At 70.2% G+C, this 13,956-nt stretch carries 16 protein-coding genes and 1 pseudogene; 14 read left to right on the plus strand and 3 right to left on the minus strand.

Annotated features, from left to right (window positions below; translation table 11 throughout):
* Positions 1-337: 337 nt before the first annotated feature.
* Complete coding sequence (locus KUM44_RS14440; protein ID WP_217208260.1) at positions 338-862, plus strand: DUF6879 family protein; 525 nt, start codon at positions 338-340, stop codon at positions 860-862.
* Between the two features lie 20 nt (positions 863-882).
* Positions 883-1,731 (plus strand): helix-turn-helix transcriptional regulator, encoded by an 849-nt coding sequence (locus KUM44_RS14445; RefSeq protein WP_217208261.1) that lies wholly within the window; start codon positions 883-885, stop codon positions 1,729-1,731.
* A 23-nt stretch (positions 1,732-1,754) separates the two neighbouring features.
* Here the strand turns inward: KUM44_RS14445 and KUM44_RS14450 are convergent.
* The 3 genes and pseudogenes from KUM44_RS14450 to KUM44_RS14460 form a co-directional block, all read right to left on the minus strand.
* A pseudogene (locus tag KUM44_RS14450) lies at positions 1,755-2,171 on the minus strand (ATP-dependent RecD-like DNA helicase); the annotation flags it as partial.
* 223 nt (positions 2,172-2,394) lie between these two features.
* Positions 2,395-2,718, minus strand: coding sequence for a hypothetical protein (locus tag KUM44_RS14455; RefSeq protein ID WP_217208262.1), 324 nt, complete (start codon positions 2,716-2,718; stop codon positions 2,395-2,397).
* 228 nt (positions 2,719-2,946) lie between these two features.
* Complete coding sequence (locus KUM44_RS14460) at positions 2,947-3,312, minus strand: hypothetical protein (RefSeq protein WP_217208263.1); 366 nt, start codon at positions 3,310-3,312, stop codon at positions 2,947-2,949.
* A 239-nt stretch (positions 3,313-3,551) separates the two neighbouring features.
* Between KUM44_RS14460 and KUM44_RS14465 the strand changes: the two genes are divergently transcribed.
* The 12 genes from KUM44_RS14465 to KUM44_RS14520 all read left to right on the plus strand — a co-directional run bounded on the left by KUM44_RS14465 (position 3,552) and on the right by KUM44_RS14520 (position 13,942).
* Positions 3,552-4,589, plus strand: a complete 1,038-nt coding sequence (locus KUM44_RS14465; protein ID WP_217208264.1) for a LacI family DNA-binding transcriptional regulator — start codon at positions 3,552-3,554, stop codon at positions 4,587-4,589.
* Complete coding sequence (locus tag KUM44_RS14470; protein ID WP_217208265.1) at positions 4,586-6,127, plus strand: sugar ABC transporter ATP-binding protein; 1,542 nt, start codon at positions 4,586-4,588, stop codon at positions 6,125-6,127. The genes KUM44_RS14465 and KUM44_RS14470 overlap by 4 nt, the downstream gene beginning before the upstream one ends.
* On the plus strand, positions 6,117-8,072 hold the full coding sequence (locus tag KUM44_RS14475; protein WP_217208266.1) for a substrate-binding domain-containing protein: 1,956 nt from the start codon (positions 6,117-6,119) through the stop codon (positions 8,070-8,072). Before KUM44_RS14470 ends, KUM44_RS14475 begins: the two co-directional genes overlap by 11 nt.
* A gap of 93 nt (positions 8,073-8,165) precedes the next feature.
* The gene (locus KUM44_RS14480; RefSeq protein ID WP_254389511.1) at positions 8,166-9,179 is read left to right on the plus strand and encodes a ribokinase; all 1,014 of its coding nucleotides are present in this window, start codon (positions 8,166-8,168) and stop codon (positions 9,177-9,179) included.
* Positions 9,176-9,565 carry a D-ribose pyranase gene (gene rbsD, locus KUM44_RS14485; protein ID WP_217208267.1) on the plus strand — a complete coding sequence of 130 codons (390 nt, stop codon included), beginning with the start codon at positions 9,176-9,178 and terminating at the stop codon, positions 9,563-9,565. Before KUM44_RS14480 ends, rbsD begins: the two co-directional genes overlap by 4 nt.
* A 227-nt stretch (positions 9,566-9,792) precedes the next feature.
* Positions 9,793-10,179 carry a DUF937 domain-containing protein gene (locus KUM44_RS14490; protein WP_217208268.1) on the plus strand — a complete coding sequence of 129 codons (387 nt, stop codon included), beginning with the start codon at positions 9,793-9,795 and terminating at the stop codon, positions 10,177-10,179.
* A gap of 60 nt (positions 10,180-10,239) precedes the next feature.
* Entirely contained in the window at positions 10,240-10,569 is a 330-nt protein-coding gene (locus KUM44_RS14495) for a gas vesicle protein (RefSeq protein WP_217208371.1), read from the plus strand.
* Positions 10,570-10,632: 63 nt separating this feature from the next.
* A complete protein-coding gene (gvpJ, locus tag KUM44_RS14500) occupies positions 10,633-11,115 on the plus strand; it encodes a gas vesicle protein GvpJ (RefSeq protein WP_374202037.1) in 483 nt (160 codons plus the stop codon).
* A gap of 8 nt (positions 11,116-11,123) precedes the next feature.
* Complete coding sequence (locus tag KUM44_RS14505; protein ID WP_217208269.1) at positions 11,124-11,837, plus strand: GvpL/GvpF family gas vesicle protein; 714 nt, start codon at positions 11,124-11,126, stop codon at positions 11,835-11,837.
* Between the two features lie 41 nt (positions 11,838-11,878).
* Positions 11,879-12,151, plus strand: coding sequence for a gas vesicle protein GvpG (locus tag KUM44_RS14510; RefSeq protein ID WP_217208270.1), 273 nt, complete (start codon positions 11,879-11,881; stop codon positions 12,149-12,151).
* A gap of 59 nt (positions 12,152-12,210) precedes the next feature.
* A complete protein-coding gene (locus KUM44_RS14515; RefSeq protein WP_217208271.1) occupies positions 12,211-12,729 on the plus strand; it encodes an ABC transporter substrate-binding protein in 519 nt (172 codons plus the stop codon).
* Positions 12,722-13,942: an SRPBCC family protein gene (locus KUM44_RS14520; protein WP_217208272.1), complete on the plus strand. Its 1,221-nt coding sequence runs from the start codon at positions 12,722-12,724 to the stop codon at positions 13,940-13,942. The genes KUM44_RS14515 and KUM44_RS14520 overlap by 8 nt, the downstream gene beginning before the upstream one ends.
* Positions 13,943-13,956 lie beyond the last annotated feature (14 nt).

Consider the following 13,956-nt stretch of genomic DNA (forward strand, 5'->3'; position numbering starts at 1 on the left):
GCGAACGGGCCGGTCCACGAGGTTGCACGTGGTTGCACATGATCCGTGGCGCCCTTGACGTCCATTGCAGCTCAGCGTGAGGCTCTGCAACCGACGGCAACCGGCTCGAGACGGGGAGAGGAAATGAACCTACGGTTCGTCGGGAAGGATCCTGAGTCCGGGGATCACGGCTGCCCGGCGGTATGGGTGGACGAGGAGTCCCACGATCTTGTCATCCAGGGCACCAGGGCAGATGCCGGCACTTTGGCCCGGACTGTCCAGGACAGCCCGCTGCCGGACCATGAGAGTGTGATCCGGCTACCGCAGCGCATGATCCCACTGCTGAGGGAGGCGCTTGATGGCGCAAAGCCTCAGTAGCTTTGCCGACCTGATCCGGTCCGTGGAACGCTCCGCCGTCCACCTGGAGACAAGAGACATGTACGCGATCTCTACCGAAGACGAGGGGTTCGCGGCCTGGAAGCGGGGTCACCGGCTCGACCCGGAGGACCAGGAATCGTGGTGGCGTCCCTGGCTCGACCTGGTCCAAGAGGTCACCGCCAAGGGCGTTGTCATGCGCCGCGCCCGGATCGTAGGCGAGCCGCCGAGCGAGTACATCCGCTACGAGCACTCGTTCACGTTCACCAACGTCGCCGCGGGCGAGGAGATCCGTTGGTTGCCGAGGCGGCAGGCTTCCGATCTCGCGCTTCCCGGAAACGACTTCTGGCTCTTCGATGACCGTATCGTTCAGTTCAACGTCTTTGACGGTGACGGGCGCTGGGTCAACACCGACCAGACCGACGCGCCGGCTGTCGTCCAGTTGTGCTCGACAGCCTTCAACGCCGTCTGGGAAAAGGCCATCCCGCACGACAAGTACGTCATCTGAGAAGACCGGTACGCCAGTTCATGTCCGCGTCCCCGCTGTCCACCGCCCAGGCTGCCCGTGCGGCCATCGCGACGCGCCTGGACGAGATCCGGAAGGACGCCGGGATCACAGGGCACGAGCTGGCGCAACGGTGTGGCTGGCACAAGTCGAAAGCGTCTCGAATCGCACGCGCCAGAACCACCCCGTCCGACGACGACATACGGGCATGGTGCCGGGCCTGCGATGCCGAAGAGCTGGCAGCGGATCTGATCGCCGCCTCCCGAACCGCCGAGTCCATGTACCTGCAGTGGCGGCAGATCCACCGCGACGGCATGCGGCGCGTCCACGAAAGGACCGTCCCGCTGTATGAACGCACGACCCACTTCCGCGTCTACGCCTCGAACGTGGTCCCCGGCATGGTCCAGACCGGCGACTACGCGACGGGGCTCCTGCGGTCCATCACGGACTTCCAGGGCACCCCCGACGACGTGGCCGCCGCCGTCCAGGCGCGCCTGAACCGCTCCCGCGTGGTCCATGAGGGCAACCACCGGTTCGCCCTGCTGCTGGAAGAGACCGTGCTTTACTACCGGGTCTGCGACAACGCAGCGATGGCCGGGCAGCTCCGGTACCTGCTGCAAGTCATGTCGCGGCCGAACGTGTCCCTCGGGATCATCCCCTTCACGGCCTGTCGCACCGTGTGGCCCCTGGAAGCCTTCTACGCCTTCGATCGCGCTCAAGTAGCGGTCGAGACCCTGACAGCAGAGGTCAATATCACAGCTCCCGGCGAGATCCAGACGTACTTCAAGGCGTTCGCCGAGCTGTCCCGGATCGCAGTGCACGGCACGGACGCGAGAGCCTGCATCACCAAGGCCCTCGACGCCTTCTGCTGAGCCCGACGTCATCGGCCCAGGCAACCGAGGCCCGGGACCTCGATGAGCCGCTTGGGCTCCTCCTCGATGACCGTCAGTGTGTCCAGCCCGAAGTGCTGGGTGATGCGGTCGGCGAAGACCGGGCCGATGCCCTTGACCAGGCCGGAGCCGAGATAGCGGCGGATGCCCTGGACGGTGGCCGGGAGGACGGTCGTGTAGTTCTCCACCGTGAACTGCTTGCCGTACTGCGGGTGGGAGCCCCAACGGCCCTCCATCCGCAGGGACTCGCCGACCTGGGCGCCGAGCAGCGCGCCGACGACCGTGAGGAGGTCCCCCGCACCTCTGCCGGTGTCGACCCGGGCGACCGTGTAGCCGTTCTCCTCGTTGGCGTACGTGATCCGCTCCAGCACGCCTTCCAACGTCGCCAATCGGCGGTCCGCTTCTGCCTCTTGCCTGGACATGATCCGACGGTACCGGCCAGGTCCGACAGCGGGAGCAGCTCCCGCCCTTCAGCCCGATCACCGACTTGTCAAAACCATGTGATCCGCTCCAGGACGCCTTCGAGTACCGCCAGTCGCCGCTCGCCCGTGGAGTTCCCCGCCTGGCTCCCCGCCTGATTGGACATGATCCGACGCTACCGCCCGGCACCGACAACGGGTCGCTCGTCGGTGCCGGGAGGCGGGATCAGGTCTCGTTCGTGAGCACGCAGGTCCCGACCACGTAGCCGGTGACACCGCTCCTCGTGACCTTCACCCAGCGCTTGCTGACGATGCCGCACTTCTCGTACGAGGAGGTGCCGTAGTACATCGTGCAGGACGCCGGCGCGCTCTCGCCCTTGTTGAGTTGGGCGAGGGCCGTGCCGCTGGTGCTCGTCGTGGATCGGATGACCACGGTCTCCAGGGCCTTCGCCGTACAACCGGCCGCGGCCGCCGGACCGGCGACGACGAACGACGTTCCGACCAGGGCCGCGGCCCCCATGGCCGCACCGAGCATCCGAGCTGCGCGCATTGTCTGTTTCTCCCCGTTTCATTGGCGCGGGCATGCCACCCGCACGGAACGGAGGCAGCCTAGCCTGCGTCCGCCGATGACCTGACGGAATTTCACGAGCACTCCCCAAGCGGCGCCCGTCCGCGACGCCGACCGCCGTCAGGTCTCCTCCGGGGGCGCGCCGAGCGCCACGACCGGCTGCCACCGCAGCGCCGCGCCCCACGCCCCCTGTCTCACGCCTTCCGCGCCTCACCCCACCTGCGACATCACGTGGTCGATGACCGCCTGGAAGTCCTCGGTCGGCGAGAACTCCACGAACTCGCAGTCCTCCAGGGCCACGGGGACATGACCGGGCCCCCAGTAGTAGGCCTGGCCCGCCTCGTAGAACTCCTCGCCCTCGGCCGTCAGCATCCGCAGTCGGCCCTTGAGCAGATAGCCCCAGTGCGGGCAGGGGCAGGCGTCGCCTTCGAGGCCCTTGAGGGCGGGGCCCATGTCCGTGCCCTCGGGCAGGCTGATGTAGCCGACGGACATGCCGCCGCCGATGGGCTCGGTGCGCACCTCCACACCGTCGCCGCCGAGGGCGACGGGTACGTCGTCGCGCGTCGCTGCCGTCATGACTCCTCCGCTCCGGCCCCCGAGGACGAGGGCTCTGCCTTGAGGAACGACCCCCTGCCCTTCCAGCGTGGACCCGACCGGGACCGCACCGCGACATCACGATCCGGTCTCGGGATGTGGTTGAGGGGTTGATTAACCTCCGTGTAATCGATTCCAATCCTCCATACACGTCGATGTAATCGATTCCACGAGGATCGGCCATCGACTCCCTGAACGATCCACGAGGAGGTGGAGCGGCGATGGCGAGCATCAAGGACGTCGCTGCCGAGGCGGGCGTCTCCGTCGCCACGGTCTCGCGCGTCCTGAACGACCATCCGTCGGTCAGCGCCGAGGCACGCGCACGCGTGCTGGCCGCCGTCGAGACCCTGGGCTACCGCCCGAACGCCGTCGCACGCTCCCTGCGCACCGACCAGACCCACACCCTCGGCCTGGTCATCAGCGACGTGATGAACCCCTACTTCACCGAGCTGGCCCGCTCCGTGGAGGAGGAGGCACGCGCGCTCGGCTACAGCGTCATCATCGGCAACGCCGACGAGCGGCCCGACCTCCAGGACCACCACGTACGGAACCTGCTCGACCGCCGTATCGACGGGCTCCTCGTCTCCCCCACCGACGGCGGCTCGCCGCTGATGCTGGACGCCGTGCGCGCGGGGACGCCGATGGTCTTCGTGGACCGGTGGATCCCGGGCGTGGACGTGCCGGTGGTGCGGGCGGACGGGCGGGATGCCGTACGGGATCTCGTGGCGCATCTGCACGGGCTGGGGCACCGCAGGCTCGCGATCATCGCGGGACCGGCGGCGACCACCACAGGGCGGGAGCGTGTGGAGGCCTTCCGGGAGGCGCTCGGCGCGTACGGTCTCGAACTCCCCGACGCCTACATAGGGCAGGGCGACTTCCAGGCCGAGAGCGGGCGGCGGGTCACCGAGGGCTTCCTCGACCTGCCCGAGCCGCCCGAGGTCGTGTTCGCGGCCGACAACCTGATGGCGCTCGGCGCGCTGGACGCCGTACGCGCGCGTGGGCTGCGCGTGCCGGACGACCTCGCGCTCGCGGCGTTCGACGACATCCGGTGGTTCGTGCACACCGATCCGCCGGTCACCGCCATCGCCCAGCCCACGGGCGAGCTGGGCCGGGCCGCCGTACGGGCCCTGGTCGACCGCATCGAGGGACGGCCCGGCGAGTCCGTCACCCTCCCCGCCCGTCTCGTCGTACGCCGCTCCTGCGGCGAACCACCGGCTCCCCCGGAGCCGTCCCCCGTAACGAACAGGAGCCAGTCGTGAGCAACGCGGACGAGTTGCTGCGCATCGAGGGCATACGGAAGACCTTCCCGGGCGTGGTCGCGCTGGACGGCGTCGACTTCGATCTGCGCCGGGGCGAGGTGCATGTGCTGCTCGGTGAGAACGGCGCCGGCAAGAGCACCCTCATCAAGATGCTCTCCGGCGCCTACACGCCCGACGCCGGGCGGATCCTGGTCGGCGGCGAGGAGACGCGCATCCATGGTGCGCAGGACTCCGAGCGCCTCGGGATCGCCACCATCTACCAGGAGTTCAACCTCGTTCCCGATCTGACGGTCGCCGAGAACATCTTCCTGGGGCGCCAGCCGCGCCGCTTCGGGATGATCGACCGGAAGAGGATGGAGGTCGACGCCGAGGTGCTCCTCGCGCGCGTGGGCGTGAACGTGTCACCACGCGCGCGTGTGCGCGAACTCGGCATCGCACGCCTTCAGATGGTCGAGATCGCGAAGGCGCTCAGCCTGAACGCGCGCGTGCTGATCATGGACGAGCCGACCGCCGTGCTCACCTCGGAAGAGGTGGACAAGCTCTTCTCCATCGTGCGCAAGCTGCGCGAGGACGGCGTCGGGATCGTCTTCATCACGCATCACCTGGAGGAGATCGCCGCCCTGGGCGACCGGGTGACGGTCATCCGGGACGGCAGGAGCGTCGGGCAGGTCCCCGCCTCCACACCCGAGGACGAACTCGTACGGCTCATGGTGGGCCGCTCCATCGAGCAGCAGTACCCGCGTGAACGGACCGGCCGCGGTGCCGCGTTGCTCTCGGTCGAGGGACTGACCCGCGACGGTGTCTTCCACGACGTCGGCTTCGAGGTGCACGCCGGGGAAGTGGTCGGCATCGCGGGGCTGGTCGGCGCCGGACGTACCGAGGTCGTGCGGGCCGTGTTCGGGGCCGACCCGTACGACAAGGGGGCCGTGAAGGTCGGCGGTTCCTCGCTCCCCAAGTACGACGTCAACGCGGCGATGACCGCGGGCATCGGGCTGATCCCCGAGGACCGCAAGGGCCAGGGCCTGGTGCTGGACGCGTCCGTCGAGGAGAACCTCGGCCTGGTGACGCTGCGTTCGGCCACGCGCGCGGGGCTCGTCGATCTCAAGAAGCAGCGGGAGGCCGCGGCACGCATCGCGGGGCAGCTCGGCGTGCGGATGGCGGGCCTCGGGCAGCATGTGCGCACGCTCTCCGGCGGCAACCAGCAGAAGGTCGTCATCGGCAAGTGGCTGCTCGCCGACACCAAGGTGCTGATCCTCGACGAGCCGACGCGCGGCATCGACGTCGGCGCCAAGGTCGAGATCTACCAGCTCATCAACGAACTGACCGCGGCCGGCGCCGCCGTACTGATGATCTCCAGCGATCTGCCCGAGGTGCTCGGCATGAGCGACCGGGTCCTGGTCATGGCGCAGGGCCGGATCGCGGGCGAACTCTCCGCCGACGAGGCCACGCAGGACTCCGTGATGGCACTCGCCGTCAGCAACCCCACCACCGACCCCACCACCGACAAGACCGGAACGGAGGCCCCCCGTGGCCACTGACACGCTCAAGAGCCCGGCGGGCGCGAGTGGCGCCCCGGGCGGCCTGCGCCGCCTCCTCCTCGACAACGGCGCGCTGACCGCGCTGATCGCCCTCGTCATCGCGATGTCGGCGCTGTCCGGCGACTTCCTGACGGCGGACAACCTGCTCAACGTCGGCGTCCAGGCGGCCGTGACCGCCATCCTCGCGTTCGGCGTGACCTTCGTGATCGTCTCGGCGGGCATCGACCTGTCGGTCGGCTCCGTCGCCGCCCTGTCGGCCACCGTCCTGGCCTGGAGCGCGACCTCGCAGGGCGTGCCGGTCGTCCTGGCGGTCGTCCTCGCCGTCGCGACCGGCATAGCGTGCGGCCTGGTCAACGGCATCCTGATCTCGTACGGCAAGCTGCCGCCGTTCATCGCGACGCTCGCCATGCTGTCGGTGGCCCGCGGCCTGTCCCTGGTGATCTCGCAGGGCTCCCCCATCGCCTTCCCCGACTCGGTCTCGCACCTCGGCGACACCCTCGGCGGCTGGCTGCCGGTGCCGGTGCTCGTGATGGTCGCCATGGGCCTGATCACGGCGTTCGTGCTGGGACGCACGTACATCGGCCGCTCGATGTACGCGATCGGCGGCAACGAGGAGGCGGCCCGGCTCTCCGGTCTGCGGGTGAAGAAGCAGAAGCTCGCGATCTACGCCTTCTCCGGTCTGTTCGCCGCCGCCGCGGGCGTCGTGCTCGCCGCCCGTCTGTCCTCCGCGCAGCCGCAGGCCGCGCAGGGCTACGAGCTCGACGCCATCGCGGCGGTCGTCATCGGCGGCGCCTCGCTGGCCGGTGGCACGGGCAAGGCGTCCGGCACGCTGATCGGCGCGCTGATCCTCGCGGTGCTGCGCAACGGCCTCAACCTCCTTTCGGTGTCCGCCTTCTGGCAGCAGGTCGTCATCGGTGTCGTCATCGCGCTCGCCGTCCTGCTGGACACCGTGCGGCGCAAGGCCGGGGCCACTCCGGCGGCGGCTGGTACCGGCTCGCCGAGCAGCCGGGGCAAGCAGGCGGCGACCTACGTCCTCGCGGCCGTGGTCGCGGCGGCGATCGTGGGCGGCACGTCCCTGCTGCACGGCGGCTCGTCGGCGGCGACGACGCAGAAGGTCGGCCTGTCGCTGTCGACGCTCAACAACCCGTTCTTCGTGCAGATCCGGGCCGGTGCCGAGGCGGAGGCGAAGAAGCTGGGCGTCGACCTGACGGTCACCGACGCGCAGAACGACGCCTCCCAGCAGGCCAACCAGCTCCAGAACTTCACCTCCGAGGGCGTCGACTCGATCGTCGTCAACCCGGTGGACTCGGACGCGGCGGGCCCCTCCGTACGGGCCGCGAACAAGGCCGGCATCCCCGTCGTGGGCGTCGACCGGGGCGTGAACAAGGCCGACACGGCGGCGCTGGTCGCCTCCGACAACGTCGAGGGCGGCGCGCTGGGCGCCAAGGCGCTCGCCGAGAAGCTGGGCGGCAAGGGGACCATCGTGATCCTCCAGGGCCAGGCCGGCACGTCCGCCAGCCGTGAGCGCGGCGCGGGCTTCGCCGAGGGCCTCAAGGACTACCCGGGCATCAAGGTCGTCGCCAAGCAGCCGGCCGACTTCGACCGCACCAAGGGCCTGGACGTCATGACCAACCTCCTCCAGGCCCACCCGGACGTCGACGGCGTCTTCGCCGAGAACGACGAGATGGCGCTGGGCGCGATCAAGGCGCTCGGCGACCGGGCCGGGAAGGACGTCCAAGTCGTCGGCTTCGACGGCACTCCTGACGGCCTGAAGGCGGTCGAGGCGGGCACGCTGTACGCCTCCGTCGCCCAGCAGCCCAAGCAGCTGGGGAAGATCGCCGTGGACAACGCGGTGCGGGCGGCCGAGGGCAAGGAGGTCGCGGAGACGGTCAAGGTGCCGGTGAAGGTGGTCACGAAGGAGAACGTGGCCGGCTTCGGCGGCTGACACAGGGGAACGGCGAGCGGGCGGGCGGCCGTTGCACGAGTACGGGGCCGCCCGCCTCGGCTCACCACGGGGACCTAGCAGGGGAGCAACCTCATGTATGACTACGACCTCCTGGTCGTAGGGTCGGCCAACGCCGACCTGGTGATCGGCGTCGAGCGCCGGCCGGGCGCCGGCGAGACCGTGCTCGGCTCCGATCTGGCCGTCCACCCGGGCGGCAAGGGCGCCAACCAGGCGGTCGCGGCGGCCCGGCTCGGGGCCCGTACGGTCCTGCTGGCCCGGGTCGGCGACGACGCGCACGGCCGGCTGCTGCTCGACTCGCAGCGGGCGGCCGGCGTCGACCCGGTCGGTGTCCTGGTCGGCGGCGCGCCGACCGGCGTCGCGCTGATCACGGTGGACCCGTCCGGGGACAACAGCATCGTGGTCTCGCCGGGCGCCAACGGACGGCTCACCCCGCAGGACGTACGGGCCGCCGCAAGCCTGTTCCAGGCATCGAAGGTGGTGTCGGTCCAGCTGGAGATCCCGCTGGAGACGGTCGTGGAGGTGGTGCGCAGTCTCGCGGACGGCAGCCGCTTCGTCCTGAACCCCTCTCCGCCGCGCCCGCTGCCGGCCGAGGTGCTGGCGGCCTGCGATCCGCTGATCGTGAACGAGCACGAGGCGAAGGTGATCCTCGGCGACTCCGCGGTCGGCGAGACACCGGAGGACTGGGCGCGGATCCTGCTCGCCAAGGGCCCTCGCTCGGTGGTCGTGACCTTGGGCGCCGAGGGTGCGCTGGTGGCCTCCGCGCAGGGTGTGACGCGGGTCGCGTCCGTGAAGGTGGACGCGGTGGACACGACGGGCGCGGGCGACGCGTTCACGGCCGCGCTGGCCTGGAAGCTCGGGACGGGCGCTGCCCTGGCCGATGCGGCGGCCTACGCGGCGCGGGTCGGGGCGGTGGCCGTGACCCGGGAGGGCGCCCAGGTGTCGTTCCCGACCGCGGCGGAGGTCGAGGCACTGTGCTGTGCCATTCCGGGGGACGCTGCGTCCGATAGCGGCTCCGCCGCGGGCCGGCCCCCCGGCAGAGGGTTGGACGGCGCACCCGGCATTGGCTTGCAAGGTGGTTCGCGGTGAAGAAGGCCGGAATCCTGAACCGTCATCTCTCCGGCGCCCTCGCCGAGCTGGGCCACGGCGACGGGGTGCTGGTGTGCGACGCGGGCATGCCGATACCCGACGGGCCCCGGGTCGTGGACCTGGCCTTCCGGGCCGGAGTGCCGTCCTTCGCCGAGGTGCTGGACGGTCTGCTGGCCGAGCTGGTGGTGGAGGGCGCGACGGCGGCGCGGGAGATCCGCGAGGCGAACCCTTCCGCGGCCGCGCTGCTGGCCGGGGAGTTTCCCGAGCTGGAGCTGGTCACGCACGAGCGGCTCAAGGAACTGTCGGCCGGGGCGCGGCTGGTGGTGCGGACCGGGGAGGCACGGCCGTACGCGAATGTGCTGCTGCGGTGCGGGGTCTTCTTCTGAGCAAGGCGTTCTGCATCCGGGAGTGCCCGGAACGTTTCGAGGGGCCCGGTCCGTCGACCGAGCCCCTCGGGGTTTCCCCTCCCCGTCAGAACCCCCGCGATCCCCCCAGATCCCCCTCCAAGAGTCCTGACTCAAAGTACGACCCGCCAGGGACGGGAAGGGTTGTACGGTCCCCGCGGATTTTTCTCGACGTGCCCTGGAATCCGGACAGACGTAGCGTTTCAGATATGCAGGAGCTGGACGAAAACCCCCTGACGTCCCTCCAGGACGACGTGCTCGACGAGCTCGGCGACGAGCGGATCGCGGATATCGCGGTGCTGCTGGACACGGACGAGGCAGGGGCCCGACAGATGGTCGGTACGACGGTGGCGGCGCTGTCCGGCGAGGCGGAGACGGTGGCGACGCCGCACGACGCCCCGCTCACCGGCGTGGCCACGCTGGGCGGCTTCGCGACCGGCGGCCTGATGGCCGGGCTGCTGGCCGAGGAGGCCAGGCCGGTCGCGGTCGCGGTGGCCCGCAGGACGGGACTGGCGCCGGGTGCCGTGTCCCGGGTGGTGGAGACGGTGATTCCGGTGGTACTGGCGGTGCTCACGAAACGGGCGGCCGGGAAGTAGCAGAGTGGCGTGGGCTCCGTGTGAGTCCGAAGAATGCGGGGTACACCGAGAGGGTGATTGATCACGAGTGATCGTGAGCCGCGCAAGGCTCGGTCCTCATCACGGCAGGAGTCCGCCGGAGAGCGGGTGTCCGCCGCCGATGCGATGCGGTCCGCGATCGAACAACTCAGTGAGCTGCTGGGGAGGGCTCCCGAGTCGGTCTCCTCGCTGAGGCCGACGGACCAGGGCTGGGAAGCCGATGTCGAGGTCGTGGAACTGGAACGCATTCCCGAGACGACCAGTGTGATGGCCAGTTACCAGGTGGTTCTGGACCCGGAGGGGAAGCTGCTGGCGTACGAGCGCGGGCGTCGTTACACCCGCGCTCAGGTGGACAGGAAGGACGGCCGCTAGGGGAAGACACCCCATAGGTCGCTCGCCCTTTCGCCGGGAAGTCGGGCCGGAAGGGAAGTCACCGTGACGGTGGTGCCACAGGGCAACGGTGGTGGTGTGCCCGCCGCAGCAGGAGGCGGCGGTTCGGGAAATCTGTACGACGTGCTCGAGCTCGTCCTGGACCGGGGTCTGGTCATCGACGCGTTCGTACGGGTCTCCCTGGTGGGCATCGAGCTGGTGAAGATCGACGCGCGGGTGGTCGTCGCCAGCGTCGACACGTATCTGCGCTTCGCCGAGGCGGCCAACAGGCTGGATCTGGAGTCGGGCAAGAAGGCGCCGGCCCAGCTGACCGACATCGTCGAGGGCTCCGTCGAGAGCGGGGCGCACGGCAAGAGCAAAGGCGCGCTGTCGGGCGCGGTCGAGGCGGTCACCGAGTCGCTCAAGGGCGGCGGTGACGAGGCCGAGGACGAGGACGCCGAGCGTGAGCGCAGGCCGGCGCGCGAGAAGCGGCAGGAGCGCGGCGAACGCCGCTCGGAACGCCGTTCCACACGGGACCGGGAGGAGTGAGCGAGCCCATGTCCGTGTATGTGTACGCGATCACCAAGGACTCGCATCCGCTGGACCTGGGCGACGCCAAGGGCGTGGGCGACCCTCCCGGCGAGGTGCGGGTGGTGCGCGGCGGCGCCCTGTGCGCGGTCGTCAGCGAGAGCCCGGACGACCTGTCGGTGGCCCGCCGGGACCTCCAGGCGCACCACGACGTCCAGGAGCGGTTGTGGGCCGAGGGCCCCACCCTGCCGCTCAGTTTCGGGTTCGTCGCCGCCGACGACGAGGCGGTGCGCGGCGTCCTTGAGGAGCGGGCGCAGCTGTTCGCCCAGCGTCTCGACGAGCTCGCCGGAAGGGCGGAGTTCAACGTCAAGGGCGTTCTGGACGAGGACACGGTGATACGTGCCGTCCTCGAGGAGAACGCACAGGCCCGTGAGCTGAACCGGCGGACCCTCGAAGGCGGCGGGACGTACGACGACCGGCTGGCCCTCGGCCAGTTGGTGGCCCAGGAGGTGCAGGACCGCCAGGACGCCCTCGCCGAGGAGGTCCTCGCCGGGCTGCGGCCGCTCGCCGAGGCGGAGAAGGTCGCGCCGCCGTCGCAGCAGTACTTCGTGAGCGCGTCCTTCCTCGTGGAGGACGCCAGGTCCGAGGAGTTCGGCCGGGCCGGGCAGGAGCTGGCCGAACGCTATGGCGAGGGCGTGGAGTTGCGGATGCGGGGGCCCCTGCCGCCGTACAGCTTCGTCTGAGGTTCGGGGTCCTGTGGGAGAGGAGTGGGAGAGGAGGCGCCGTGGGACTGGTCACCGGGATCCTGACGTTGCCGTTCGCTCCGGTGCGGGGCATCGGCTGGGTCCTCGACAAGGTGGTCAAGGCCGCCGAGGACGAGTACTACGACCCGGCTCCCGTACAGGAGGCGCTCGTGAACCTGGAGCGGGCGCGGGACGAGGGCCGTGTCGACGACGAGGAGTTCACACGGCAGGAGGAGGTGCTGCTGCACCGCCTGGAGGAGATCAGGGCCTACCAGCTGCGACAGGGCGGCCAGGGCGCTGAGCCCGGGCTGTGACGGCCCGGGGCGCGCTGCCGCTCGGTCGGCTGCTGCTGGGTGAGGAAAGAAGACAGGTCATGAACAACGCCAAGATCGGCACCGCCCTGCTGGGCGGCTATGTGCTGGGGCGGACAAAGAAGGCGAAGCTCGCCATCGGCCTCGGCGCGCTGCTCGCCGGATCACGGATCAAGCCCGGGCAGGTCGGCAAGGCCCTCCAGGACTCTCCCTTCCTGCACACCCTCACCGACCAGGTGCGCTCCGAGCTGACCGACGCGGGGAAGGCGGCGGCGACCACCGTCCTAAGCGCCAAGGCCGACAACCTGGCCGACGCCCTGCACCAGCGCACCGCGGGCCTGCGGGAGCGGGGCCAGGAACAGGAAGCGGACGACGAGGCCGAGACCGACGCCGAGGACAGGGACGCGGCCGAGAACGAGGCCGAGGACGAGACGGAGCCCGAGGGGGAGCCCGAGGAGAAGCCTCGGCAGAAGCCCCGGAAGGCGGCGTCCCGCCGTACGAAGAAGACCTCCACCTCGCAGAGCCGCTCACGCGGCGGCGGCTCCGCGCGGTCGAGCAGGCAGGGGCAGGACGATGGCTGAGCGCAAGGGAACGGGACGCGGCTCGGGCGGCGGCACGGGAACCCTGTCGAAGGCCGGCGAGCGCGTGCCGGGGACGGACCGGCTGAAGGACGAGCTGGAGAACTACGTCCAGGCCCGGCTCCAGGTCGCGCTGGAGGGCATGGGTCACCGGCTCGGCGAGGGCGCGCGAAAGCTGAGCGAGGCGCACGTCGGCCCGCGCGGACTGATGGGCGCGGTGGCCAAGGGCGGCAAGAAGCTGGGCGATCACCTGCCGTCGGGAGTGGGGGCGCTGACCTCGACGGCCTCCCACGCGAAGGACACGGCCGCGCACGCCAAGGACGCGGTGGTGGACAAGGCCAAGGACGCCGCCGGGCAGTTGCCCGGGCAGAGCCGCGACAAGGACCCCGGCGACGACCCGGACAGCATGGGCAAGGGGATCACCATCATCGAGGACATCGATGTGGGCGTGCCGGTGCGCGAGGCGTACGACCAGTGGACGCAGTTCCAGGAGTTCGACCGGTTCGCCAAGGGTGTCGTCGGCATCGAGCAACAGGACGACACCACGGCCAGATGGCATGTGAAGGTCGCCAAGTCCAATCGCCGCTTCCGGAGCACCATCACGGAACAGGTGCCCGACGAGCGCATCGCCTGGACGAGTTCCGGGGACAAGGGCACGACCCAGGGTGTCGTCACCTTCCACCCCCTCACCGACAACCTCACCAAGGTGCTGCTGGTCCTGCGGTACTTCCCCAAGGGGCCGGTCGAGCGGGTCGGCAGCTGGATGCGGGCCCAGGGGCGTCGCGCCCGGCTCGACCTGAAGCTCTTCCGCACCTTCGTGATGATGCGCGGGGAGGCCACCGGAGGCTGGCGCGGGGAGATCCGCGAGGGCGAGGTGGTGCGGGAGCCGGAGGAGGTCGAGGAGGCCGAGCGGGAGGAGGACGGCGAGGACGAGGAGGGCCGGGCCGAGCAGGAGGAGTACGACGACGACCAGGAGGACCAGGAGGACGACGACCGCGTGTCCGCCGAGGACGACGACGAGGAGTACGACGAAGAGGACGAAGAGGACGAGGACGCCGAGGACGACTGGGAGGAGGACGAGGACCGGGACCGGGACCAGGACGAGGACGACGACCTGGTCGAGGAGAAGGACCGAGAACCTGACGACCGCTACGACGACGACGGCACAGACGACGCCGAAGACACCGACCGGGAAACGAGGTCGAGTACCCCGTGACCGAGCCCGTCCCC

The organism is Streptomyces sp. AC550_RSS872 (assembly GCF_019049285.1).
Classification (GTDB): Bacteria; Actinomycetota; Actinomycetes; order Streptomycetales; family Streptomycetaceae; genus Streptomyces.

Coding starts and splice junctions, on each gene's coding strand:
- KUM44_RS14520 (WP_217208272.1), top strand. CDS start 12,722: ATGGCTGAGCGCAAGGGAACGGGACGCGGCTCGGGCGGCGGCACGGGA.
- KUM44_RS14490 (WP_217208268.1), top strand. CDS start 9,793: ATGCAGGAGCTGGACGAAAACCCCCTGACGTCCCTCCAGGACGACGTG.
- KUM44_RS14455 (WP_217208262.1), bottom strand. CDS start 2,718: ATGCGCGCAGCTCGGATGCTCGGTGCGGCCATGGGGGCCGCGGCCCTG.
- KUM44_RS14515 (WP_217208271.1), top strand. CDS start 12,211: ATGAACAACGCCAAGATCGGCACCGCCCTGCTGGGCGGCTATGTGCTG.
- KUM44_RS14480 (WP_254389511.1), top strand. CDS start 8,166: ATGTATGACTACGACCTCCTGGTCGTAGGGTCGGCCAACGCCGACCTG.
- KUM44_RS14505 (WP_217208269.1), top strand. CDS start 11,124: ATGTCCGTGTATGTGTACGCGATCACCAAGGACTCGCATCCGCTGGAC.
- KUM44_RS14465 (WP_217208264.1), top strand. CDS start 3,552: ATGGCGAGCATCAAGGACGTCGCTGCCGAGGCGGGCGTCTCCGTCGCC.
- KUM44_RS14440 (WP_217208260.1), top strand. CDS start 338: ATGGCGCAAAGCCTCAGTAGCTTTGCCGACCTGATCCGGTCCGTGGAA.
- KUM44_RS14445 (WP_217208261.1), top strand. CDS start 883: ATGTCCGCGTCCCCGCTGTCCACCGCCCAGGCTGCCCGTGCGGCCATC.
- KUM44_RS14460 (WP_217208263.1), bottom strand. CDS start 3,312: ATGACGGCAGCGACGCGCGACGACGTACCCGTCGCCCTCGGCGGCGAC.